This is a genomic window from Oceanospirillum sp., assembly GCF_048265165.1.
Lineage (GTDB): Bacteria > Pseudomonadota > Gammaproteobacteria > Pseudomonadales > Halomonadaceae > Oceanospirillum.
The window spans coordinates 113,864-137,914 of record NZ_JBLXCD010000004.1 but is presented as its reverse complement, the minus strand read 5'-3'; the positions used below and the strand labels follow the sequence as shown (position 1 = coordinate 137,914).

At 48.8% G+C, this 24,051-nt stretch carries 19 protein-coding genes; 13 read left to right on the top strand and 6 right to left on the bottom strand.

Features of this window, described 5'->3' with window-relative positions; all coding sequences use genetic code 11:
• Window positions 1-11: 11 nt before the first annotated feature.
• The 4 genes from paaB to paaE all read left to right on the top strand — a co-directional run bounded on the left by paaB (window position 12) and on the right by paaE (window position 3,041).
• Entirely contained in the window at window positions 12-305 is a 294-nt protein-coding gene (gene paaB, locus ACN0R8_RS10170) for a 1,2-phenylacetyl-CoA epoxidase subunit PaaB (protein WP_077243150.1), read from the top strand.
• 57 nt (window positions 306-362) lie between these two features.
• Complete coding sequence (paaC, locus tag ACN0R8_RS10165) at window positions 363-1,127, top strand: 1,2-phenylacetyl-CoA epoxidase subunit PaaC (RefSeq protein ID WP_417597032.1); 765 nt, start codon at window positions 363-365, stop codon at window positions 1,125-1,127.
• A 105-nt stretch (window positions 1,128-1,232) separates the two neighbouring features.
• A complete protein-coding gene (gene paaD / locus ACN0R8_RS10160; protein WP_417597030.1) occupies window positions 1,233-1,772 on the top strand; it encodes a 1,2-phenylacetyl-CoA epoxidase subunit PaaD in 540 nt (179 codons plus the stop codon).
• Between the two features lie 171 nt (window positions 1,773-1,943).
• Complete coding sequence (gene paaE, locus ACN0R8_RS10155; protein ID WP_417597028.1) at window positions 1,944-3,041, top strand: 1,2-phenylacetyl-CoA epoxidase subunit PaaE; 1,098 nt, start codon at window positions 1,944-1,946, stop codon at window positions 3,039-3,041.
• A gap of 98 nt (window positions 3,042-3,139) precedes the next feature.
• Here paaE and ACN0R8_RS10150 read toward each other — a convergent pair whose 3' ends face one another.
• Entirely contained in the window at window positions 3,140-3,859 is a 720-nt protein-coding gene (locus ACN0R8_RS10150; RefSeq protein WP_417597026.1) for a YebC/PmpR family DNA-binding transcriptional regulator, read from the bottom strand.
• A gap of 276 nt (window positions 3,860-4,135) precedes the next feature.
• Here ACN0R8_RS10150 and ACN0R8_RS10145 point away from each other — a divergent pair, with 276 nt between their 5' ends.
• Window positions 4,136-5,224 (top strand): methyl-accepting chemotaxis protein, encoded by a 1,089-nt coding sequence (locus ACN0R8_RS10145; protein ID WP_417597024.1) that lies wholly within the window; start codon window positions 4,136-4,138, stop codon window positions 5,222-5,224.
• An 85-nt stretch (window positions 5,225-5,309) separates the two neighbouring features.
• Here ACN0R8_RS10145 and fghA read toward each other — a convergent pair whose 3' ends face one another.
• Together fghA and ACN0R8_RS10135 are read right to left on the bottom strand one after the other, a co-directional pair.
• A complete protein-coding gene (fghA, locus tag ACN0R8_RS10140; protein WP_417597022.1) occupies window positions 5,310-6,149 on the bottom strand; it encodes an S-formylglutathione hydrolase in 840 nt (279 codons plus the stop codon).
• Window positions 6,150-6,254: 105 nt separating this feature from the next.
• The gene (locus tag ACN0R8_RS10135; RefSeq protein ID WP_417597277.1) at window positions 6,255-7,367 is read right to left on the bottom strand and encodes an S-(hydroxymethyl)glutathione dehydrogenase/class III alcohol dehydrogenase; all 1,113 of its coding nucleotides are present in this window, start codon (window positions 7,365-7,367) and stop codon (window positions 6,255-6,257) included.
• 181 nt (window positions 7,368-7,548) lie between these two features.
• Here ACN0R8_RS10135 and ACN0R8_RS10130 point away from each other — a divergent pair, with 181 nt between their 5' ends.
• The 6 genes from ACN0R8_RS10130 (at window position 7,549) to ACN0R8_RS10105 (ending at window position 16,049) form a co-directional block, all read left to right on the top strand.
• The gene (locus ACN0R8_RS10130; RefSeq protein ID WP_417597020.1) at window positions 7,549-8,412 is read left to right on the top strand and encodes a LysR substrate-binding domain-containing protein; all 864 of its coding nucleotides are present in this window, start codon (window positions 7,549-7,551) and stop codon (window positions 8,410-8,412) included.
• A gap of 387 nt (window positions 8,413-8,799) precedes the next feature.
• Window positions 8,800-9,762: an amino acid ABC transporter substrate-binding protein gene (locus tag ACN0R8_RS10125; protein WP_417597018.1), complete on the top strand. Its 963-nt coding sequence runs from the start codon at window positions 8,800-8,802 to the stop codon at window positions 9,760-9,762.
• Window positions 9,763-9,809: 47 nt separating this feature from the next.
• Window positions 9,810-11,501: a diguanylate cyclase domain-containing protein gene (locus tag ACN0R8_RS10120; RefSeq protein WP_417597016.1), complete on the top strand. Its 1,692-nt coding sequence runs from the start codon at window positions 9,810-9,812 to the stop codon at window positions 11,499-11,501.
• A 224-nt stretch (window positions 11,502-11,725) separates the two neighbouring features.
• Complete coding sequence (ahpC, locus tag ACN0R8_RS10115; RefSeq protein ID WP_417597014.1) at window positions 11,726-12,292, top strand: alkyl hydroperoxide reductase subunit C; 567 nt, start codon at window positions 11,726-11,728, stop codon at window positions 12,290-12,292.
• Between the two features lie 284 nt (window positions 12,293-12,576).
• The gene (gene ahpF / locus ACN0R8_RS10110; RefSeq protein WP_417597012.1) at window positions 12,577-14,127 is read left to right on the top strand and encodes an alkyl hydroperoxide reductase subunit F; all 1,551 of its coding nucleotides are present in this window, start codon (window positions 12,577-12,579) and stop codon (window positions 14,125-14,127) included.
• Between the two features lie 377 nt (window positions 14,128-14,504).
• The gene (locus tag ACN0R8_RS10105; protein ID WP_417597010.1) at window positions 14,505-16,049 is read left to right on the top strand and encodes a hypothetical protein; all 1,545 of its coding nucleotides are present in this window, start codon (window positions 14,505-14,507) and stop codon (window positions 16,047-16,049) included.
• A gap of 102 nt (window positions 16,050-16,151) precedes the next feature.
• Here ACN0R8_RS10105 and ACN0R8_RS10100 read toward each other — a convergent pair whose 3' ends face one another.
• From ACN0R8_RS10100 to putA, 3 genes are all read right to left on the bottom strand, one after another.
• Complete coding sequence (locus ACN0R8_RS10100) at window positions 16,152-16,676, bottom strand: glycine cleavage system protein R (RefSeq protein ID WP_417597008.1); 525 nt, start codon at window positions 16,674-16,676, stop codon at window positions 16,152-16,154.
• Between the two features lie 178 nt (window positions 16,677-16,854).
• Window positions 16,855-17,751: a DNA-binding transcriptional regulator OxyR gene (oxyR, locus tag ACN0R8_RS10095; protein ID WP_417597006.1), complete on the bottom strand. Its 897-nt coding sequence runs from the start codon at window positions 17,749-17,751 to the stop codon at window positions 16,855-16,857.
• 744 nt (window positions 17,752-18,495) lie between these two features.
• Window positions 18,496-22,152, bottom strand: a complete 3,657-nt coding sequence (gene putA, locus ACN0R8_RS10090; RefSeq protein WP_417597004.1) for a bifunctional proline dehydrogenase/L-glutamate gamma-semialdehyde dehydrogenase PutA — start codon at window positions 22,150-22,152, stop codon at window positions 18,496-18,498.
• Window positions 22,153-22,416: 264 nt separating this feature from the next.
• Here putA and ACN0R8_RS10085 point away from each other — a divergent pair, with 264 nt between their 5' ends.
• Window positions 22,417-22,893, top strand: a complete 477-nt coding sequence (locus ACN0R8_RS10085; protein WP_417597002.1) for an Lrp/AsnC family transcriptional regulator — start codon at window positions 22,417-22,419, stop codon at window positions 22,891-22,893.
• A 155-nt stretch (window positions 22,894-23,048) separates the two neighbouring features.
• Window positions 23,049-23,993: a tetratricopeptide repeat protein gene (locus ACN0R8_RS10080; protein WP_417597000.1), complete on the top strand. Its 945-nt coding sequence runs from the start codon at window positions 23,049-23,051 to the stop codon at window positions 23,991-23,993.
• Window positions 23,994-24,051 lie beyond the last annotated feature (58 nt).

The following is a 24,051-nucleotide window of genomic DNA, read 5'->3' as shown; positions in this document are numbered from 1 at the left end:
GGATATCAAACATGTCTGTTATTACTGAAAAACTTGAGTTATTCGAAGTCTTCATCCGCTCCAAGCGTGGCCTTGACCACAAACATGTTGGTAGCCTGCACGCTGAAGATCAGGAACAGGCTCTGGAATACGCACGCGACTGCTACACCCGCCGTAGCGAAGGCGTCAGCATCTGGGTTGTTAAATCTTCCGACATCTGCGCCTCCCAGGAAGACGATGCGGATAGCTTCTACGACCCTAACGATGACAAGCCATACCGTCATGCCACTTATTACGTTCTGCCTGACCCTGTGAACAACATGTAATCACGCTTTAAGCGTCAATGCGTGAAAGAAACGTGGAAAAGGTTCGGAGAAAGAATAATGAGTGAAGCAATAAAAGCGGCAACGCTTGAATACACCACCCGCCTGGGTGACGACTCAGTGGTACTGGGTCACCGCATTTCAGAGTGGATCAGCTATGGTCCTTTCCTGGAAGAAGATATCGCCTACGGCAACGTATCTCTCGATTACATCGGTCGTGCGCGTATGTTCTACGCCTATGCGGCAGAGCTGGCTAACGATGGCCGTGACGAAGACGATTTCGCTTACATGCGTAACGATCGTGAATACCGCAACCTGCTGCTGATGGAGATGCCGAAAGGTGACTTCGCCTACTCACAGGTTCGTCAGCTGTTTGCCGATGTGTACTACACCTATCTACTGCCTGAACTGCTGAAATCCAAAGACGAAACCCTGTCTGCAATTGCAGCTAAAGCGATCAAAGAAACCAAATATCACCTGCGCCGCAGCCGTGACTGGGTTCTGCGTTTGGGTGACGGCACCGAAGAGAGCCACAAGCGCACTCAGAAAGCCGTTGATGCTCTGTGGGGTTACACCCATGAACTGTTTGATATGGACGAGACTGAACAGATGCTGGCTGATGCAGGTATCGGGGTTGACGTATCCAAGCTCCGCGATGCGTGGCTGGCAAAAGTAACCGAGATCCTGAACGACGCAACCCTGACGATTCCTACCGAAGAATGGGCGGTTCGTGGCGGGCGTATCGGCTATCACACCGAGAACCTGGGTCATATGCTGACCGAGATGCAGATCGTGCACCGCTCCTTCCCGGGCTGCAAGTGGTAATAACGGCTGCACCTGTTCGTGGATAAATTGCTACCAAACTGTAACAACTGAGTCTCTGATGCCTGTCCAAAGACAGCGCATCAGTCCATTTGAGGTACTCATGCCATGACAGAAATCCCATTAATGCCGGTTGAGCAGTACAAGCGACTGCAGCTGCGCAGCGATGAAGCGGTTAAGGATCTCTGGGACCTGCTGGATGCTGTGAAAGATCCGGAAGTTCCAGCCCTGAGTCTGTGGGATCTGGGTGTGCTGCGTGACATCAAGCGCAACGGTAAACAGATTGTCGTGACCATCACGCCAACCTACTCCGGCTGCCCTGCCATGAATGCTATGGCAGAAGATATCACTCAGGCACTAAATGATGCTGGTTTTTCGGATGTCGAGATCAAAACCAGTCTGGCACCCGCCTGGAGTTCAGAATGGATGACTCAGGAAGGCCGTCGCAAGCTCAGAAATTATGGTATAGCGCCTCCGGAAGATGCTGAGCTGGATGAAGATGGCTTAACACCGGATGCCCATGCCCTGTGCCCGCATTGTAGTTCGCGAAACACCCGCCGGGTTAGTGAGTTTGGCTCTACAGCCTGTAAAGCCCTGTTCCAGTGCAACGACTGCAATGAGCCTTTTGACTACTTTAAGAAGATCTGACTCAAGATTCTGAATCAAAAAACACTGATTCAGGATGATCTGGCCGATCAAAAACAGCACAGAGTTTGCAACTACAAAAATAATCAGAGAACCTGCTTCCGGAAATGTCATTTCCAGTGCCGGTTCCGGCGAGGCTCCCACTGAGTCAGCCAACAGGATATAGGTGACATCATGTCTGACACCCAGTTTTACACACTAAAAATCGCGGATGTACAGCCGGAAACGGACACTGCGATCTGTGTAACCTTCGATGTTCCTGCGGAACTGAAAGAAAAATTTAACTTTATTCAGGGTCAGTTCCTGACTCTGCGTGCCATGATCAATGGAGAAGACGTTCGTCGATCTTACTCCATTTGCTCCGGCGTCACCGATGGCCATATGCGTGTAGGTATCAAGCGTGTTGAGGGTGGTCGTTTCTCTAACTATGCCAACGACGAGCTCAAGCCCGGCATGGATATTGAAGTAATGCCGCCCCAGGGTAGCTTCTACTCAGAACTAAAGGCTGACAACGCCAAGAACTACATGTGCATCGCAGCAGGTTCCGGCATCACACCGATGATCTCCATCATGAAATCCGTGCTGGATATCGAACCAAACAGTAAAGTTACCCTCATCTATGGTAACCAACGCAGCAACACCGTGATGTTTAAAGATGAGCTGAACTTCATTAAAAACCGTTACATGAGCCGCTTCCAGTGGATCAACGTCATGGATTATGAAGATCAGGGTGCCGACCTGCTGAACGGTCGTATCGACAACAAAAAAGGCTATGCTCTGCAGAAAGCCGGTCTGATCGATATTAAGAGCACCGACGAAGCCTTTATCTGCGGCCCGGAAGCCATGATGACCGAAGTTTCCCGCGGCTTCCGCATGGAGGGCTTGGGTGATGATCAAATTCACTACGAACTGTTCGCAAGCTCCTCAGCAGATGCAGAAGCGACTCTGGCTAAAGCACACGCCCGTGTTGAACAGTACGGTGAAAACAAAACCTCTAAAGTGACAGTGATTGCCGATGGCCGTTCTGTGATGTTCGACCTGGCAACCGTTGGTCAGAACATCCTGGATGCTGGTATGGAAGTGGGTATGGACTTGCCTTACTCTTGTAAAGGCGGCGTTTGCTCAACCTGTAAATGTAAGCTGACCAAAGGTGAAGTAGAGATGGATATCTCCCACGGCCTGGAACAGCACGAGATAGATGCAGGTTACGTTCTGAGCTGCCAGGCACACCCAATCTCCGATGAAGTGGTACTGGATTTCGACCAGCGTTAACCTTGTATCAGGTTCACCCACTAAAAAGCCCTGATTTTATCAGGGCTTTTTAGTATTTGAGATCTGAGAGAATCTCTTCAGCATATTCTGCCGGTCACTCAATACTCAGCATTGTGGTAAACATTCTGTACATCATCCAGGAAGTTCAGCATATCCAGGAATTTGTCCATGGTTTCCACATCATCACCGGAGATGGCGGTCATGTTGTGGGGAACAAACTGGATTTCATCCACTTCCAGCTCAACCGCTTCGCCCACCAGTTCAGTGATCGCTGTTTTCGCTTTAGCGTAATCGGTGTGTGGCGCAAATACCGTGAGTTTTTCATTCTCATTTTCGATATCCGTCACATCAACATCCGCTTCCATCAAGGCTTCTAATACAGCTTCTTCATCATCATAAGCAAAAACAAAGATCGCGCTGTGGTCGAACATGTGGCTTACGCTACCCTGCCCGCCAATTTTGCACTTGGCTTTGTTAAAGCATGTGCGCACATCACCAAAGGTACGGTTTGGGTTGTCAGTCAGGCAGTCGACAATCACCATGGTCCCACCTGGGCCAAAGCCTTCATAGCGTGCCGTTGAAAAATCTTCTCCGCCACTGCCTTTTGCTTTATCCAGAGCTTTATCGATAACGTGTCCGGGTACCTGATCTTTCTTTGCCCGATCAATCAGGCTCCGCAGGGACAAGTTGCCATCAGGCTCAACACCACCAGCTTTGGCACAGACATAGATCTCGCGGCCATATTTACTGTACAGCTTAGCTTTGGCGTCCGACGTTTTAGCCATGGACTCTTTTCGGTTTTGAAAGGCTCTGCCCATACCATTATCCCGTTTTATTGGTTTAAAACCCGGATTTTACCCCTAAGCGCGAAGCGTTAAAACTACCGTATAAGATTCCGACCTAAGATAAGGGCTCAACTTGCAATATTTCTGCGAAAAGCCACACCTTAACCAACGATAAGTCAGGTAGAAAATAAGTAAAAAGACTTCATTAACACACATTCAAAATGTAAATCTATGCAATATCCTGTAACATTGCCGTTACCAATAAAAAAAATAGATCTTATATCTCCTATTCAATGTAATGGTACAGCTATGTGGTTTAACAACGGACTGAAAACAGAAAATGAGTCTCTGAAACAAGAGCTGCTACAGCTTAAACAGCAGTACAAAGACGAAGTACAACAGCTAAAGGAGGTCATTGAAGAGAAGGAGAGTCATATCCGCCATATCCAGCAAACATCTGAAGACTTCTCCAGAATTATGCCTTGTATTCTTCAAGGGGGAGATATGCTGGATACTGTTCGAGATGGTCTGGCTTCCGGTGCCGAAGCACTTATTGAAGAGCGTAAAGCCCAAAAGCAGATGAACGATGTTTTTGCTGAAACCCGTGATGCCCTAGTTCGCTTAGAAAGCCGGGCTCACTTTATCAATGAGCATGCAGGTAAAAGCATGACGGCGGTTTCTGTACTGGATAAAACCGCCATCGGAATCAGCAAACTGGTCTCTTCCATTCAGGAGATCTCTGATCAAACCAACCTGCTGGCTCTGAACGCAGCCATCGAAGCAGCTCGAGCAGGAGAGGCCGGTCGTGGTTTTGCGGTCGTTGCCGATGAAGTTCGCCAATTGGCAGCAAAAGCCCACGAAGCCAGTGGACAGATCGAATCCCTGATCAGTCAGGTGATCGCTCAGACCAACGATATTAAAACCATGGTGAGTGAAAATCAGCAAAGCACTGCCGAGATCTCTGCGTCTTCATCCCAGATCGACCATGTGGTTGAACAGGTGCTGGAACGCTCTACTCACATGCAGAAAGTGATCAGCGACTCCACCACCTCAGCGTTTCTGAATACCGTGAAACTGGATCATGCGGTATGGAAAAATAATGTGTACAGTCTGATTGAGAAACAGCAGTTCACTGGCGAAGTGAACCGTCATACGGAATGCCGTTTGGGTAATTGGTACTTTAACGGATACGGTGCCAATCACTACAGCCATCTGCAAAGCTTTAAGGATCTGGATAATCCCCACAAGAAGGTACACGATTGCGGCCGCTCTGCTTTAAAAGCCGGAGCCAACGGTGATAGCCAGGCAATGCTGAAATATCTGCAATGCATGGAGGATGCCAGCCTTGAAGTGATCCACTGTGTAGACCGTCTTATGCAGGATGCCCGTACCCTCTGACACGGCCCTCAAAGCCCCGAAAAAAAGCGCCGCTGGTGATCATCGTCATCTCAGCGGCGTCTTTATTGGCAGTAACGAAAAAGTATCAGGCCTTCAGGTAGCGACTGTGGAACTCCAGGTGCTCACCAATAAAGCTGGCGATAAAGTAGTAACTGTGATCATAGCCCTCCTGCATACGCAACTGCAGTGGATAACCTGCCGCTTTCGCCGCCGCGACAAGGTTCTCGGGCTTTAACTGGTTCTGAAGAAAATCATCCCCATCGCCCTGATCAACCAAAATGGGCAGATGTTCCTTCGCTTGTCGAATCAGCTCGCAGCTATCATAAGCTTTCCAAGCCTCTCGATTATCCCCTAAGTATGCGGTAAAGGCTTTCTCGCCCCACGGCACATTGACAGGATTAACGATAGGGCTAAACGCTGAGACCGAGCAAAAACGTTCCGTGTTTTTCAGCGCCAGTGTTAAAGCACCATGCCCACCCATCGAATGCCCAGAAATTGCGCGCTTGTTCGTCACAGGAAAAACCGACTCAATCAGCTCCGGCAACTCCTTAAGAATGTAGTCTTCCATTCGGTAGTGCTGCGCCCAAGGTTCTTGGGTCGCATTCAGGTAAAAGCCCGCCCCTTGGCCCAAATCATAGCCATCATCATTGGCAACAGCTTCTCCGCGGGGGCTGGTGTCCGGTGCGACCAAAGCAATACCCAGCTCTGCCGCCATGCGATGAGCACCAGCTTTCTGCATAAAATTTTCATCGGTACAGGTCAAACCTGATAACCAATAAAGAACAGGTACCGGCTCTGTTGCAGCCTGGGGTGGTAGATAGATGGCAAAGCGCATCTCGCAGCCTAAAACATCAGAGCGGTGGCGATACTGCTTATGCCAACCGCCAAAGCTGCGGTTACGGCTGATATTTTCCAAAGGTTCCATAAGGTTCTCCTGCTGAAAACCGGATACCCCGCCTTATGAAATAGGGTATCCGGCTGTCATAACGTCAGCTCACTCGGTTTTGGAGCATCGGAGTTAAGACAGAGCTTAGTAATGAATCACACTACGAATCGACTTGCCTTCATGCATCAGATCAAAGGCTTCATTGATTTTTTCCAGAGGCATGGTGTGAGTAATAAAATCATTCAGGGCAAATTTACCCGCCAGATAATCTTCTACAATACCCGGTAACTCAGAACGGCCTTTTACGCCACCAAAAGCAGATCCGCGCCATACACGACCGGTCACCAACTGGAACGGACGCGTAGAGATCTCTTGTCCTGCACCGGCAACACCGATAATCACAGATTCGCCCCAACCTTTGTGACAGCACTCCAGAGCAGAGCGCATAACATCCACATTACCGATGCACTCGAACGAGTAGTCCACGCCACCATCGGTTAATTCAACAATCACCTCTTGGATCGGCTTGTCATACTCTTTTGGATTAATGCAATCGGTAGCACCTAGCTTCTTCGCCAGTTCAAACTTGGAGTCATTGATATCAATACAGATAATGCGGCTGGCCTTAGCCATAGTGGCACCGATAACCGCTGACAGACCGATACCGCCCATACCAAAGATCGCAACCGTTGCGCCCTCTTCCACCTTGGCGGTATTCATCACCGCGCCCATACCTGTGGTTACACCACAGCCCAACAGGCAAACTTCTTCCAACGGTGCGTCTTTATTCACCTTCGCCAAAGAAATTTCCGGTAATACGGTGTACTCGGAGAAGGTTGAGCAACCCATGTAATGGAAAATCGGCTGACCATCTTTGTAAAAACGGGTCGTACCGTCAGGCATCAGACCTTTACCCTGAGTCTCACGCACCGCCTGACATAAATTGGTTTTACCGGACTTGCAGAACTTACACTCGCCACACTCAGCGGTGTACAACGGAATCACATGGTCACCGACAACAACACTGGTAACACCTTCGCCTACGGCTTCAACAATACCACCACCTTCATGGCCGAGAACCGATGGGAAAATACCTTCAGGATCATCACCAGACAGTGTAAAGGCATCCGTATGGCACACCCCTGTCGCAATAATTTTCACTAATACTTCACCGGCCTTCGGTGGCATTACATCAATTTCTTCAATCGATAGTGGCTGGTTAGGCCCCCAAGCGATAGCGGCACGGGATTTAATCATTGGCTGAGTCATAGCAGGCTCCGGTAACTGATTCAATTAACTAAAACGGATCTCAAAGGACCGATAGCTTAATTCTATCTGTTACCGCAAAAGATATAATCATATAAAATATAAATTCACTTTTACTATAATGTAACAATAGCACTGCAAACACACAGATAAGACAAGAGAGTCAGCACCAATGAACTGGGAAGGTATCAACGAATTTGTTGCCGTGTATGAAAGCGAAAGCTTTACGCAGGCTTCGCGCCAGCTGAGCTGTTCAACAGCACAGGTCAGCCGTCAGGTGAGTCAGCTGGAAAAGCGTCTTGGCAGCAAACTCTTCTACCGCACTACGCGTCAGGTTTCAGCAACCGAAGCAGGACAAATTTTCTACCAGCATTGCCGCCAGATTCTGGATGCTCTGGGCGATGCAGAGCGCGCACTCACCGACCTGCAGGCCAGCCCCAGAGGCAAGCTCAAGATCACAGCGCCTGTCACCTACGGCGAAAGTCACCTCGTGCCTCTGCTTAATAACTTTATGCAACAACACCCGGATCTGGAGCTACAGTGCCACCTGAGCAATCAGACACTGGATCTGGTTACAGAGGGGTATGATCTGGCCATCCGGCTAGGACGGCTGAATAACTCCAGTATGATCGCCCGGCGCTTGTCCAGTCGCAGACTCTATGTCTGTGCGTCTCCGGACTACCTTGCTCGACACGGCGAACCTCATACGCTTTCTGAGCTAAATCATCACAGCTGTTTACAGGGAACATTGGATTACTGGCGCTTCCACTCCCAGGGACAGGAACGGAATATGCGAATTCACGGACGTATTCGCTGCAACAGTGGCCATGCTTTGCTGGATGCAGCCCTTAAAGGGCTGGGGATTGTTCAGCTACCGGACTATTACGTTGAAAAGGCTATGAGAGAAAAAACGCTGGTTAGCTTACTGGAGAGCTATCGGTGTGAAGATGAAGGTATCTGGGCACTTTACCCACAAAACCGACTACTTTCCCCGAAAGTTCGCCTGTTAGTAGACTACCTGATAGAAAATTTCTGAAGCCCTGCGAACGCCGGTCACCCGACCGGAGCCCAGTAGGGACGCACATCCAACCAGATAGATATCAAAAAAATAGAACTTTTAGTGTATAGAGTTTCAAAAAAACATTTAAAAGCAATCTATTTTAGCTACACTGATACTAACAGTTACAGTTATGCCCTAGACAAATAAATACAGTCACATCCGGGGCTAAAATTCCTGTCAGGTACATCCATCTCTAACTGTGCGACAAACCTGATTCTCAGACTTATGATATCGCTAGGATGCACTTGTATGAAAAAGCTCTTTTCCACTCTTTTATCGCTCCTTATCTCAATTTTGTTACCACGCTTCCTATTGTCTGTCATTTGCAAGCGAACTTCTCTGGCACTGATATGCAGCACACTGATGATCAGTCAGCTTGGGCTGGCAGCAACAAAAGATAAAGTGGTCAAAAACGGTGATCTCAATTGTGGCGTATTCCCGGATGACCCAGGCCGAAGTGCTATTAATGATAAAGGGCGCTGGGAGGGTTTTTATGTTGACTTCTGCCGTGCAACGGCAGCTGCAGTACTGGGCAACCCAGAGTTTGTAAATTTCATTGAGGTTGGTGCCAAAACCCGCTTCACAACACTAATGAAACGACAAACAGATGTGGTGATGTACAGTTCTACCTGGACACTGGGACGGGAGAATCAATACCAGATCGAGTTTCCGGCAATTTATCTGCTAGACGGACAAGGCTTTATGGTACGCAGAAGCTCAGGTATACGCAGGCTTTCTGATCTACAGGGCAAGCGGATCTGTGTAACAGCAAATACTACCACCTACAATAACCTGGTGGATACATTCAACGCCTTGAGCTACGACAGTCATATTATCTTTGCCAACGGCGACAGTTTCTTTCGTGGTAGTTGTGATGCCTACACCGCTGACCGTATGAATCTAGCAACCAATCGTGCAAACCGGGCAGACAATCCTAAAGACTATATCGTACTACCTGAAATGATTTCCCGTGAACCCATCGGCCCTAAGGTTCGTAATGATGACCCGGAATGGTCCCGAATTATTCGCTCTGTCGTTCATGCCGTTATTCTGGCTGAAGAGAAAGGTATTACCTCCGGGAACCTTGACCAAGTATTAAAAACCACCACTGATGTAGAGGTGATGAATCTGCTGGGTAAAACCAGCAACATTGGGACTGAGCTCGGCCTCGACCAAGAGTGGGCGTACCGAGTGATTAAAGCTGTTGGCAACTATGGCGAAATTTACAATCGCCACTTTGGCCTGGGAACCCCTATCAATATGGAACGTGGACTAAACCGTCTCTGGAACCAAGGTGGCGCACTGTTTGCACCACCATTTAAATAATACCGATTCCAGACATTAACTTAAGCCCACAGATTAAGAGTTCTTTTATGGGTCATCTTGGACATTTTTCCGGCAAAATCATCAGGAGCATCGGCTTTCGCCTAACTCTTTTCCTGATTATTGGCCTTGCATTATATCTGGTAATGGCAGCACTGAGCATTCAGGCTCTGGTCCAACAAACAGATGGCCTGAAAGAGTTAAGCGGCCTGCACTATGAGCGAGCATTGACTGCAGCAGAGCTTTCCCGTGATGCAGAAGTGATCGCAGCTCAGACCTTCGAAAGTATTCTGAGTACCAACCGAAGTGTCAGCCAGGAAGGTGCCATCGACCAAGATCTGATGGAGCTTTATCATTATGTGCGCAAACAACTGACCGCCACCAATGAAGAGGAGCAAGGCTATCTGGATGAGATAGACCTTTGGCAGAAGCCTTTCTTCGCCAGCCTGGAGAAGCTGGCACAGCGCATGGAAGAAGAACGTTTGTTAATGGGGCAGGAGCAAGCATTACTTAACCAACTGCAAAGCACAGCTTGGGAGCAGCCTCCGAAAACTGTGCCGCTCAAGGCACAACTGATTAGCCAGCAGGTGGTCAGCACTCTGCTGATGGCCTTAAAATCGGAAAGAAATGGTCAGCTACACCGTCTGCAGAGAAGCGCGGAAAGCTCCCTAGAACAACTGACAGACTACCCTAAACAACGGGCAAAGCTACAGCTATTAGTCAACCGAACCTTTGAGCTGCGCAGACCCGTAATTCTGAGTCACAGAGCAACACTTGCCTCCGCAAGAAAATCAAGACTCTACTCACAGCGGCTAACCACCAGTGGTTATAATTATTTCCAGAGTCTTAAAAAAACGGCTCATCTTGCCTCCAAAGCCTATGAGGCATCTGCGCAACAAGCCGTTATTGTAGTCGGTGTTTTCAGCGTTGTTTTCCTGTCCAGCATTCTTGCCATGGTGATATTCATTCGTCGCCAACTAGTAGAGCGTCTGAATCACCTGAGTGACATCATGAGTGCCCATGTTGCCGGCAACCCAAAGAAGATCCCTACCAGTGGAGATGATGAAATTTCCGTCATTGGTCAGGCCTTTGAAGTTTTTGTCGATGCCCGTAATACAGCAGAACAGCAATTAAATCAGGCTCAGGAAGAAACCGAGCAAGCCAATCAACAGTTACGCAAGCTGAACCGCCAACTTTTAGTTCTAAGTGAAACAGATCCGCTCACCGGAGTCGCTAATCGTCGCTATTTTGACCAGAAATTACAGGACTACTGGCAAATATGCCTGAATCGGGAACAACCTCTGGCTTTGGTCATGTGCGATATTGATCATTTCAAAACCTACAATGACCGTTTTGGCCACCAGGCTGGCGATCTTTGCCTGAAAAAAGTAGCATCCGCGCTCGATAAAACCATCCACCGCTTATCTGATACCTTGCTCGGCCGCTATGGTGGGGAGGAGTTTATTCTGCTTCAGGCTAACAGCTCGCAGAAGGATATCTTTGAACTGGCAGAGGCTATGAGGCTGGCGGTTGCAGAGATGCAACTGAAACACCCGGATTCAGAACAGGATATTATTACTCTGAGCCTCGGGGTTGCAGTGCTTCTGCCGGACGAAAACAATTCCGTTGACCAGTTGATCAGAATAGCGGATGACACGCTCTACAAGGCCAAAGACCAAGGGCGCAACTGCACATTGCAGGCTGCCCTCTCTGAGAGCATAAAGCTCAAATCCGGTGACTGAACACACTCATTAACTACTACCTGATAGCTCCATCATCATAAAAAGTGAATAAAAAGCGCCCAATGATAGGAGTTGCCTATCATAATAATCAGTGCAATCAATTATCTCACTTTGATAGGACACCCTATAATTCTCCTGACTTCAACGAAAAGGGCTTACAAAAAGCTCTTTTTAAAACATTAAATTGTTTACCAACTTTTTAAATGAATATCAGGAGCACTAAGATGCCACAAGCAATCAATACTGAGATCAAGCCATTTGCAGCAACTGCTTTCAAACAGGGTGAGTTTGTAGAGATCACTGAAGCAGACGTTAAAGGTAAGTGGGCGGTATTCTTCTTCTACCCTGCAGACTTCACTTTCGTATGCCCCACTGAGCTGGGTGACGTTGCAGACAAATATGAAGAACTGCAAAAGCTGGGTGTTGAAGTATTCTCCGTATCCACTGACACCCACTTCACACACAAAGCATGGCACGATAGCTCTGACACCATCGGCAAGATCAACTACTACATGGTTGGCGATCAGTCCGGCAATATCACCAACAACTTTGGTGTAATGCGTGAAGGTATGGGCCTGGCAGACCGTGCAACTTTCGTTATCGATCCGGAAGGTGTGATTCAGGCAATTGAAGTGACCGCTGAAGGTATCGGCCGTGACGCTGACGACCTGCTGCGCAAGATTAAAGCAGCTCAGTACGTTGCCGCTCACCCAGGTGAAGTTTGCCCGGCTAAGTGGAAAGAAGGCGAAGCAACTCTGGCTCCTTCTCTGGACCTGGTTGGTAAGATCTAAGTCTTCGTATTTCGAAGTACCAGGAGTTATGGGATACCCCTCTGGTTTCCCATATCTCAGGCTCTGCCAACCGGCAGATCCTGAGAGCAAAACCTGAATAAAACCTAACATCCTGATCTGCCTTTATGGCATCAGTTCTGCTTTAACCATCAAAAGCAGGATACGGCATAGCTATGTCTGAATTCTGTCTAAGACAAGCGTCCATCAAGCCTGATGACTAAAAGAGCAACACGGATCACCGTAAACCAGACGGATAACTTTTTAACTAAGTGGGTGAAATAACCATGCTTGAAGCTAATCTGAAACAACAGCTGGATGCCTATCTGCAACGCCTCGTTAATCCGATCGAGTTGACGGTATCCATAAACGGCACAGCAAAATCTGATGAATTACTGGAACTGGCCCGTGAAATTGAAGGCCTGAATGACAAGATTTCTCTGACGATCGATGAAACACCCACCGGTCGTGCACCACAAATGGTGGTGGCACCTCAGGGTGAGAAAGGTCGCGTGACGTTCGCTGGCATTCCCATGGGCCACGAGTTTACCTCCCTCGTTCTGGCGCTGCTGCAGGCCGGGGGTTACCCGTCCAAAGAAGAGCAAGCCCTGCAGGAGCAGGCAAAAGGTCTGACCCGAGAACTGAATTTCGAAGTTTATGTCTCACTCTCCTGCCATAACTGCCCGGACGTGGTTCAGGCGGTAAACCTACTGGCCGTTCTGAATCCGAACATCACCGCAACCATGATCGACGGCGGCGTCTTTCAGGATGAAGTCGAAGAGCGCGAAATCATGGCGGTTCCTTCCGTATACCTAAACGGAGAACTGTTTGGTAACGGTAAGATGACCCTGGCTGAGATCCTGAATAAAGTAGACGACGAAGCTGATGCTAAAGCAGCCGCCGCATTGGCCGATAAAAAAGCTTACGACGTACTGGTCGTTGGCGGCGGCCCGGCAGGTGCGTCATCTGCCATTTACTCCGCCCGAAAAGGAATACGTACCGGCATTATCGCTGAACGCTTCGGCGGTCAGGTAGCGGATACCGTGGGTATTGAGAACTTTATCTCAGTTTCTTACACCGAAGGCCCCAAGTTAGTCGCTCAGCTGGAAGAACACGTTAAAGAGTATGACGTGGATATTATGAAGGCCCAACAGGCAGTTGCCCTGCGGGATAGCGATGATGGTCTGAAAGAGGTTGAACTGGCTAACGGCGCAGTACTGAAATCCAAGACTGTGATTCTGGCCACCGGCGCCCGCTGGAGAGAGATGAATGTACCGGGCGAAGCTGAGTACAAAGCAAAAGGTGTTTGCTTCTGCCCGCACTGTGATGGCCCGCTGTTTAAAGGCAAGCCGGTTGCGGTCATCGGTGGTGGTAACTCAGGTATCGAAGCCGCTATTGATCTGGCCGGTATCGTGAAACACGTAACCGTACTGGAGTTTGGCGACAGCCTACGGGCTGATGATGTTCTGGTGAAAAAAGCGGAATCGCTGCCAAACGTGAAAATTATCAAACAAGCGATGACCACCGAAGTGCTGGGCGATGGCAAAAAGGTTACCGGCCTGACCTATAAAGACCGGTCTACCGATGAGATTCACACCGTAAATGTGGACGGCATCTTTGTTCAGATCGGCCTGGTGCCGAACAGCGACTTCCTGAAAGATACACTAGAACTAAGCAACCGCGGCGAGATCGAAGTAGACCCGCGCGGACAAACCAGTATGCCCGGTGTCTTTGCAGCTGGTGACGTGACCACAGCCCCTTATAAGCAGATCATTGTTTCCATGGGCTCTGGCGCAACAGCAGCTCTCGGAGCTTTTGATTACCTGATCCGCTCGTAAAAGTCAGGCTCACTACAGAACGATAAGCAGTGCGTCCGAAGTACCATCAAACACTGGCTGTCAGAAAATATATCACTTACTTGATCGCCGTCTGATTTATGACGGAGTTCCAACCAATACGATTCCATGCGCCTGAACCGCAGGCTATCGTATTGTTTTACCGAAGGGCTTTTCCACAGAAGAGTTCCTTCGGTTTTTTTTGTCCGCTATTAATCAAAAAGCAGTAATTAAGCTACCCTGCTAAATTTTCACCGCCAATAGCCGATACCTTCTTCAGTTCACATCTTATTTACACCAGCTAATATTAATAAGCAAAATGTGACAGGGATAGCATCACAGATTTGTCGAATCTGTCATTACCACAAGGAAGTCAGACCATGTTGAATACCAGCCATTATTTCGGCCGTTTTTTGAGCCCCTCAAACACCGCCACGACCGGAGCACAAAACACCTCATCACCTTCTGAATCTGTCCGTCAGGCAGTGCAGAGCGCCCGAGAAAACACCAAGGCACAAGCTCAGGAGCTCGGTGTTGAAAGCGTCGCAAGATTAGTGCCTGTTGATAATGCAACCTATAACGACCTGTTTCATGGCGAACAGAAAGTCAAAGCCGATGCCTTACTGGAGCGCATGTCGCCGGAACAGCGGGACTTTATAACCAGCAATATCGGTGATTACGTGAGCCTGCTGAAAGACGATGATATTTACCAGCTGGCGGAAAATCTCAGCGACGAAGAAGTGTCCCAGTTCACCGATATTATGATTGCCATGCAGTCGGAAGACCCGTGGGGCATTAGAGTCACTAATGATCTGGACTACATCCATATTAGGGATGTCATGCAGACTCTGGCTGACAGTAGGCCAGCACTGCGCCGGCAGATACTCGATCAGGCCCATGCCTATGCTGAGCAAGTGCAACCCTACACTGAACAGGTTCAACCAAGAGAAAAGCCGAGCACCTACAACCGAAAAGAACTGTTTCCCCGACCCCAAAACAAAAACAGCTCAATGGATAACCTGGTCACGTTTCTGAGTACCCTGCACAACACCAAAGACCATCAGAGCCTGATGAACAATCTGGACAGTGTTGATGAGACGCAAAAAATCCCCTTAATGCAGGTTTATATTCTGGATGAAGAATTAGGGGTACGCAGCTACGAAATACTGAAAAACAAAGCGTTCTCACCTGAAGCAAAAGAGGGATTGTTGCAATTTATTGCTGAGACTGCTGATAAAACCAGGCACTTTTTCGACCTAAAAATAGGGGCCAATAACAGCAGCAACCCGAATGACAGCAAAGCAGCCAGCGTGGCTTGGCTGGATAATCATAGCTACTCCATTGGGCGGGATATGGTTAAAGATACGCTGGACCTGCTGGATAACTATGAGTTCAGCGATGAGCAGCTGTTGAATATGACCGGCACGCTAAACAATCTGGACCGCAGTAACCAGCGCGCTTATCTGGAGATTACCGTGCAAGGTATGGAACACCTGTTTGGCAGTGATTACCTCGAACCGCTTGATCTGACAGAACACAGCGATGCTTTGGCCGCTATCGATGCGGTAAGAAACAACGCTGAAGCGCGGGATCTGGTTTTTATGTCCCGACTGGGCGATCTCTCTCGGCCTGCGGGAAAAACAGGGGATGCTACGTACTTCGTTAAAGAAAAGGGAGCTGAGCCCTATAAAGATATGGCAGAAACAGCGGAGGTACTGGTCGCCAATGCCTGGCTGGGGCAGCGCAAACTCGCCCCGGATATCTGGCCACCTGAAAGTGGCGAGTATGAAACACCACCCCTGAACAAGGATACGCTAACCATGGTGCGCCAGCTGAATCAGTTATCTGCCAAAGAGCGCGACCTGAGTGTAGACCGACTGTATGTTTTTGGCGACCTGACCCGAGGCGCGCTGGATATACGGTAGAGCGGCGTGTAAACCTTATTCAGGACGGGGCACCGCATACAAAAAAGAGCCACTAGAGCGGCCCTTTTTTATATTCTGAGGTTGCCAATCAAAGCCTACTTTTTATCCGGCAACCTTCTCTTCGCTGTTAAACTCGATCATCAGATCACTACCCAGTGCCTCAATGGCTTCTTCCACCTGAGACAGAGTCACACTGCCGGGCACCGTCAGTACCATATCGGCCTTAAACAACATCTCTGAACTCATCGGTGCAGGCTCGCAGCAGGTATCTAACTCTTTAACGTTCACCTGCAAACCGCTCAACACCTGTGACACCTCTTTCACAATACCTGGCTTATCGTTACCCACCACAGACAGCGAAACAGTGGAACCTGCAACAACATGATTCCCAGCCTTGGCAGCCGTCACTGTCAGTCCAAAATATTCCAAAGCAACCAGGTCAGCGACCAGAGCGTCCGCCTGATCATCCGCTACAGCAACGGTCAGTATACCGGCAAACTTATCCGCCAGATGAGACATACGACTTTCTAGCCAGTTACCCTGGTGCTGAACGATCGTTTCAGAAACTTTTTCCACAAGACCGGGCTTGTCATCACCGATCAGGGTTAATACCAGTTGTTGTGACATAGCCTTTCTCCGCTCTGCTTTTATTATGGCCTGTGGCTACCCTGCCGTATTTAAAAGGCAGCCACAGCTGAACTCTTCTTTAGAAATAGCATGCTTTGGTATGCTTTCAAATCACTTTTTATGGCAAAAAAAGCTATTGGATAAGCTAAGATCTGACCTAATGCATAGTAGAACACGTTCAGAGCAAATCTTTCATTACCTCACGTATACAGCTGACCACTTCACGCACACAGGTCATCCGGGAGTAGTTCGGCCGGATCAGCAGAGAGATATTTCGGGTTGGCTCAGGAGTCTTAAACCGGATATAACGAATACGGTGGGTATCTTCCAGGTTATGTGTTGCCAGCCTTGGCAACATTGTCATACCGATACCGCTGGCGACCATATAACGCAGGGTCTCCAAACTTGTGGCCTGAAACCGGTGGTCTTCTTTTGCTCCGGCAGTAAAGCAATAACCCAGAGCCTGATCTCTGAGACAGTGGCCATCTTCCAGTGTCAGTAGCTGTTGATTATTCAGATCATCAAAGGTCACCTGAGTTTTGTTTGCCAGCGAATGCTGAGGCGATACAGCGAGATCCAAAGGCTCTTCAAACAGGTCATAACGTTCAACCCCTTGCATATCCTCCAGCCAGGGCAAAATCAACAGATCCAACTTGCCTTCATTCAACTCCTGCATCAGCACCTTGGTCTGTTTCTCATGCAGGTAAAAATTCACCTTAGGCAGGCGCTCATTCAGAGGCTCCATAACATAAGGCAACAAATAAGGCGCCAGAGTCGGGATCATCCCCACATGCAGATCCCCTGCCAAAGGATCCAGTAAGGTGCGAGCTGTTTCTTCAAACACTTGGGCAGCGCTTAGTACGTTACGGGCTTCCTTTACCAACTGCTCCCCTGCTGGCGTTAACATCACATTTCTCCGGTGACGCTCAACCAGTTGCAGATTCAACTGCTCTTCCAGCTTCATAATCTGCCCACTCAGCGTAGGCTGACTCACAAAACAAGCCTCTGCAGCCTTACCAAAATGCTTAAAGCGATCAATTGCGTCCAGGTACTCCAAATCTCTTAGCTTTACCATAGGTTTCCTCTTACTTATAAGCTATTTATCTTTAGGTTTTACCTATCTTAGGTTGGCCAAACCACGCCTGCAACGACTGGAGGAAACACAAGCTTCGAATAAGATACGAATAATAACCATGATAACCAGTCCAGCATCTTGATTTATATCTGATATATATCAAAATACTGCCACTTGAATAACACAAAGCGACACAAAAATAACATTAAGGAAACAAAGGTTATTTGGCATGTCATCTGCATGTTATTCAGGCGACGGCAATAAATAATTAATAGATCACTATCAGGGTCATCATAGCAGCATCAGACTTAAAAACCGTGAAGAAAATAAAAGGCAGCTATAAAACAACACAGATACCCACTCTATCTGTGAAGAAACGTCATAACCTGGACAGTCAGTTAGCGCATTCTCTAAAGCTGGAAGCAGCTATGCTTGAACTGCAAAAAGAATTCCTCAATCGCAGCAAAAACATCTCTCATCATGTTGGGGAACTTGGGCAGTTGTTAGGCGTGAACCGTGTTGCCTGATTCATAAATGGGCAAAATCCACCAGTAACAGTGCCATGATGGCTCAGGAATACCCGGTCTCAAGTGTACTGAATACCAAGGCAACTGCATGCGGAAGGTTTTTAACAAGATAACGGAAGGGGTTTCCGTATCTCAGGTTCAGGCAAAAACGGACAGGGCCATTGGCACGCGAATGACCCTGTCCAAAAGTTTTACTATGTTATGTGACTGAGTGTTCTCAGTTCGTGGAAGCGATCAGACTGGCATTACCACCTGCAGCAGTTGTATCCACGCACAGATGACGTTCATGGACAAAGCGCTCAGGCAGATGAGCTTCTGTCAGTAACGGCAGTAAAACACCTTCCCGCTTAGCCAGTACATCACGATATGCTTTCAGCACCTCGGCATTAGCGTTACTGGCAATACCGTCAATCCCAGTCAGCCCTTGTAATACAGAAGCCTCAACCGCGCCATCCAACCCAACCACAGGAAGGCCAGCTTCAGCCAGCTGATCCGCCAGTGCTTTAATACCCGGCGCAACCACTACGACCTGATTACCCTGAGCCAGTGCAACAGCCGCTTGTTGCGTTGCACTTTCCATATCAGGACCAGCACACAGAATAAGCCCCCGAGCATGGAAACTCAGACGGTTTAACTCCCCTGTCGGCCCTGGCATTTCCCGGGTGACTAATAAATCGGATCTCACATGGGAAGCCAGACCTCCCAGCTGCTGCTCAACCAGCTCAATCGCTTCTGATCCAGGCACTACCAGTTTCAGGGCGCTGTTAACAGCTTCCTGCAGTACCGTTTCAGATACCGCATCACCCTGCAGGGGCTCTGCAAGATTCTCGCCAGTAATATTCTTAAAGCGGCGCACATACAGTGGACCACCGGCCTTAGGGCCAGTACCGGACAAGCCTTCACCACCGAAGGGCTGAGAACCGACAATCGCACCAATTTGGTTACGGTTCACGTAGCAGTTACCCACATGAACGCGCTCAGTTACGTAGTCGATACGGGAATCCATACGGGTGTGCAGACCAAAGGTCAGACCATAGCCACGGTCGTTGATATCGGCAATCACCTGATCCAGCTCGCTGGATTCAAAGGTGCAGACATGCAGCACAGGACCGAAGATCTCTTCTTCCATCTCATTAATACTGTTCAGCTTGATCACAGTTGGCGGTACAAAAGTACCGGTTGTTGGCACGTCATAGGTTTTCAGGCAGCGGCCCTGCTCTTTAAACGTGTTGATATGCGCCATGATCTTGTCCTGAGCCAGCTTGTCGATAACAGGCCCCACATCAGTGCTGATCAGCCAGGGGTTGCCCACAGTCAGCTCATCCATAGCACCGTAAAGCATCTCCAGCAGATGCTCAGCGATATCTTTCTGTACGTAGAGTACACGCAGTGCAGAGCAACGCTGGCCAGCACTCTGGAAAGAGGATGCCAGTACATCGCGGATCACCTGTTCAGGCAGAGCCGTAGAATCCACAATCATGGCATTCATACCACCAGTTTCCGCAATCAGCGGGGCTTCCGGTGACATATTGGCGGACATAGAACGGTTGATGTGTTGTGCTGTTGGCGTAGAGCCGGTGAAGCAAACACCCTTGATACGCGAGTCAGAGGTCAGGGCTGCGCCCACAACAGCACCGGCCCCCGGCAACAGTTGAATAACATCTTTCGGAATACCGGCTTCATGCATTAACTCAACAGCACGGGCAGCCATTAGAGCGGTTTGCTCTGCAGGTTTAGCCAGAACCGCATTACCAGCCGCCAGAGCTGCACAGATCTGACCGGCAAAGATCGCCAATGGGAAGTTCCACGGAGAGATACAGGTGATCAGGCCACGGGCGGTGCCATCAGCGCTGTGCAGCTCGGCTTCATCCGGGTAGTAAAGTGCAAAATCCACTGCTTCACGGATCTCAGCAATACCATCCAACAGAGACTTACCCGCCTCACGGGTCGCCAGTGCAAATAGCTCACCGGCATTCGCTTCCATCAGATCCGCAAATTTACGGATACGGGCACCACGTTCTTCAACCGGCAACGCTTCCCAGGCTTTCTGACCGCTTTGTGCAGCAACGATGGCAGTTTCGATATCTTTTTCAGAGGCTTCACGCACCTCACCCACCACATCCTGGTGATTAGCCGGGTTGATGACCGTTTTGCTGTTCGCACCGTCAACATCACCGGCAATCATAGGTCCTGCCTGCCATTTATGACTCAGGTAGGCACCGCGCTCTTTATCCAGCTGCTCAACAGTACGGACATCAGTGATATCCCAGCCAATAGAGTTACGACGGGTTTCACCACGCTCTTTATTGGTGAACAGATCAGCAGAACGGGTAATAACAGGATTAGAAATACTGTCCAGCGCCATTACCGTATCAAACGGATCACGGGCGATATCAGCCGGTGCAATATCATGATCAACAATCTGGTTTACAAAAGAGCTGTTTGCACCATTTTCCAGTAGACGCCGCACCAGATAAGCCAACAGATCCTGGTGCGCACCAACCGGTGCGTAGATACGGCAGCGTACTTTACTTTCCTGCACAACCACATCGTGCAGAGACTCACCCATGCCGTGCAGACGCTGGAATTCAAATTTATCCAGATCATCCGCCAGATTCATAATTGCAGCCACAGAGTGTGCGTTGTGAGTCGCAAACTGCGGGTAGATGCGATCAGTCATTTTCAGCAACTTAGTAGCACAAGCCACATAAGACACATCGGTGTTCACTTTGCGGGTGAATACCGGGAAGCCTTTCAGTCCCATCACCTGAGCACGCTTGATCTCTGCATCCCAGTAGGCACCTTTCACCAGACGCACCATGATCTTACGATCGAGTTTCTCGGCAGTGGCGTACAGCCAGTCAAGGACAAAAGGTGCACGCGGGCCAAAGGCCTGAACGACCACACCAAAACCATCCCAACCCGCCAGCTCAGGGCGCGCTAATACGGCACCAATTACATCCAACGACAGGTCCAGACGATCCGCTTCTTCCGCATCGATGTTAAAGCCCATATTGGCTTCTTTCGCCATCAGTGCCAGCTGGAAGGTACGCTCAACCAGAGTATCCATTACACCGTCGTATTTACCGAATTCATAGCGCGGATGCAGCGCTGACAGTTTTACCGAGATGCCGGGGTTTTTACGGATATCATCATATTTACAGGCCGAGGCGATTTTAGCTATCGCTTCAGAGTAAGCGCGATGGTAACGCAGCGCATCAGCATCAGTACGTGCCGCTTCACCCAGCATATCGTAAGAATAGTTGTAACCGCGGGCCTGTTGTTTCTTACCGTTTTTCGTAGCTTCTTCAATGGTACGACCCAGTACAAACTGGCGACCAAGCTCTTTCATTGCCTGTTTAACGGCGGTACGAACCACTGGCTCACCCAGACGCTTAATCATGCCACGCAGAGTATTAGTCAGGCCTTTCTCATCAGGAGACGCAATCAGTTTTCCGGTCACCATCAACCCCCAGGTGGAGGTGTTGATCAACGCTGATTCCGACTGCCCCAGATGCTCCTGCCACTTACCGGGAACAATTTTGTCCTCAATCAGCTCATCAATGGTTTCAGCATCCGGCACACGTAATAGTGCCTCTGCAAGGCACATCAGGGCGACACCCTCTTTTGTGGTCAGGCCATATTCCGCAAGAAAATTTTCCATCATCGAAGGCTTTGCAGATGTGCGAACGCGGGTAATCAATTTTGCCGCTTCATTTGAAATCTGCTGTCGTGTTTCGGCAGACAAGCCTGCCATCTCAACCAATGCGTTAACCGAATGGGTTTCATCTGCCAAATAATGGTCACGCATCGCTTCACGGATAGCGGTCGTGGTCATATCGGCATTTGTTATCGTCTTCATTGCCTGAGTCATATCGACACCTTTCGTTATTATGGGAATAATGCTCTGCATTCTAGCTTTTGACGAATAGACTTATTCTCTATTTTTTTTTCATATTTAAAACTTTGTTTTATTTTTTCACCGAAAAACAAAGCAAATGTAAAAAATAAATCTATTTATTTAGGTAATTAGGCTATAGAGTTTTAATAAACTATCTAACAACCTGAATGGCAGGGAAAATTGGCTAAATACCGCTAAAGCCTGCTAAATAACTCATCAGTAAAGGGCGTCACAAGAATGAAACGAACAGATGATCTCGACCGGATTGATCATGCTATTTTGCGCGAGCTGCAGAAAAATGCCCGCCTGACCGTCACAGAGCTTGCTTCAAGGGTAGGCCTATCTAAAACCCCTTGCCAGTTACGCATGAAAAAGCTGGAGCAACAGGGTTTTATTTTGGGGTATGTGGCTCTGGTCAATCAGAAACGTCTGGGCGTTAACCATATCGCCTTTGTGCAGGTAAAGCTCAGCGATACCAAAACCAAGGCATTGGATGCCTTCAATGAAGCCGTGCGTAAAATTCCTGAAGTGGAACAATGTCACATGATTGCAGCCGGTTTCGATTATTTACTGAAGGTTCGTACCAGTGGCATGGAAGATTACCGTAAAGTTCTTGGGGAACAGATCTCAACCTTGCCCTTCGTACTGCAAACCAGCACTTATGCGGTTATGGAGAGCGTTAAAGATATCGAATCCCACCTGCTCAGTCATTGATTATTAATGAGGTGCGCCCTGCAAACTGCCGCTGGGTACTACAAAAATAAATCCGACCAAACCTGTAAAATAAATAGGGTTATCACCAATACCCAAAACCATTACATAGCGTTACAATTAAGTCAGTATTGTTCTTCTTTATCTGAGGCACCTCCATGTCAGCCCGGCAGTCTCCTGCATCACTCCCAGTTTCTGAATCGTTTCAGACTGTTACCAAAAACATTACGCAACGGATCTGTCTGCTACTGCTTTTTAGCCTACCCATCCAGACTGAAGCATCTTTTGACAAAGGTATGCGCTTCTATGAACGTGAGCTGTATACCCATGCGCTGAACACCTTTCTTAAAGCCGCCAAAACAGGTGATGCCAGAGCACAGTTAATGGCGGGACGCTTGTACGCAGATGGGCGTGGTGGAGATTATGACTCCGACCAGGCCTACATCTGGTATCAGAAAGCAGCAGACCAAAACTTGCCAGAGGGACAATATCTGCTGGGTATGCAGTATCTTGAGCCCGGTAACCCGAACCACAATCAGACGAAAGCTATCGGCTGGATCAGGAAAGCGGCTGAGCAGGGGCTGACTGATGCTCAATACCAACTGGGTATGATGTATAAGCAAGGTATCGGAACAGGTTCCAGCCTGAAAAGAGCAGGGATTTGGCTGCAAAAAGCCGCTGGACAAGGCCACAGCTCTGCCCAGTATGAGATGGGACTGTTATCGGAAGATGGCCCCGGAGCCGGGCAGAACTACCCTGCAGCGGTAAGATGGCACACCCTGGCCGCCGAACAAGGGCACCCAAAAGCCTCACTGGCTGTCGCTTATCTGCATTACTATGGCCTTGGAACCTCTGTTAACCTGGAACAGGCCATTCATTGGCTTCAGAGAGCATCCGATACAGGCCTGCTGGTAGCCCAATATAATCTGGCAGTATTGTACGAACATTACCCCCGCATAAAACCCAATCTGGATGCATCACGCAAGTGGTACAAATCAGCTTGTAGTAGCGGCTACACCAGAGCCTGCAAGCCCTACCAAAGGTTACAGATGTCATACCAGCAAAAGCTGGAATCAACTGTTGAAACAGCAAAATACCCGTAGCGCCACTGAATGCTTCTGCTATACAGCAAAAAAAACACCACACAGGCAGCTCCTCATA

What these genes read in the sequence shown, in the direction of transcription:
- paaB (WP_077243150.1), top strand. Translation starts at nt 12, where the DNA reads ATGTCTGTTATTACTGAAAAACTTGAGTTATTCGAAGTCTTCATCCGC.
- ACN0R8_RS10150 (WP_417597026.1), bottom strand. Translation starts at nt 3,859, where the DNA reads ATGGGCAGAGCCTTTCAAAACCGAAAAGAGTCCATGGCTAAAACGTCG.
- paaD (WP_417597030.1), top strand. Translation starts at nt 1,233, where the DNA reads ATGACAGAAATCCCATTAATGCCGGTTGAGCAGTACAAGCGACTGCAG.
- paaE (WP_417597028.1), top strand. Translation starts at nt 1,944, where the DNA reads ATGTCTGACACCCAGTTTTACACACTAAAAATCGCGGATGTACAGCCG.
- ACN0R8_RS10105 (WP_417597010.1), top strand. Translation starts at nt 14,505, where the DNA reads ATGTTGAATACCAGCCATTATTTCGGCCGTTTTTTGAGCCCCTCAAAC.
- fghA (WP_417597022.1), bottom strand. Translation starts at nt 6,149, where the DNA reads ATGGAACCTTTGGAAAATATCAGCCGTAACCGCAGCTTTGGCGGTTGG.
- ACN0R8_RS10085 (WP_417597002.1), top strand. Translation starts at nt 22,417, where the DNA reads ATGAAACGAACAGATGATCTCGACCGGATTGATCATGCTATTTTGCGC.
- ACN0R8_RS10130 (WP_417597020.1), top strand. Translation starts at nt 7,549, where the DNA reads ATGAACTGGGAAGGTATCAACGAATTTGTTGCCGTGTATGAAAGCGAA.
- ACN0R8_RS10145 (WP_417597024.1), top strand. Translation starts at nt 4,136, where the DNA reads ATGTGGTTTAACAACGGACTGAAAACAGAAAATGAGTCTCTGAAACAA.
- ahpF (WP_417597012.1), top strand. Translation starts at nt 12,577, where the DNA reads ATGCTTGAAGCTAATCTGAAACAACAGCTGGATGCCTATCTGCAACGC.
- ahpC (WP_417597014.1), top strand. Translation starts at nt 11,726, where the DNA reads ATGCCACAAGCAATCAATACTGAGATCAAGCCATTTGCAGCAACTGCT.
- putA (WP_417597004.1), bottom strand. Translation starts at nt 22,152, where the DNA reads ATGACTCAGGCAATGAAGACGATAACAAATGCCGATATGACCACGACC.
- ACN0R8_RS10135 (WP_417597277.1), bottom strand. Translation starts at nt 7,367, where the DNA reads ATGATTAAATCCCGTGCCGCTATCGCTTGGGGGCCTAACCAGCCACTA.
- ACN0R8_RS10080 (WP_417597000.1), top strand. Translation starts at nt 23,049, where the DNA reads ATGTCAGCCCGGCAGTCTCCTGCATCACTCCCAGTTTCTGAATCGTTT.
- ACN0R8_RS10125 (WP_417597018.1), top strand. Translation starts at nt 8,800, where the DNA reads ATGATCAGTCAGCTTGGGCTGGCAGCAACAAAAGATAAAGTGGTCAAA.
- ACN0R8_RS10120 (WP_417597016.1), top strand. Translation starts at nt 9,810, where the DNA reads ATGGGTCATCTTGGACATTTTTCCGGCAAAATCATCAGGAGCATCGGC.
- paaC (WP_417597032.1), top strand. Translation starts at nt 363, where the DNA reads ATGAGTGAAGCAATAAAAGCGGCAACGCTTGAATACACCACCCGCCTG.
- ACN0R8_RS10100 (WP_417597008.1), bottom strand. Translation starts at nt 16,676, where the DNA reads ATGTCACAACAACTGGTATTAACCCTGATCGGTGATGACAAGCCCGGT.
- oxyR (WP_417597006.1), bottom strand. Translation starts at nt 17,751, where the DNA reads ATGGTAAAGCTAAGAGATTTGGAGTACCTGGACGCAATTGATCGCTTT.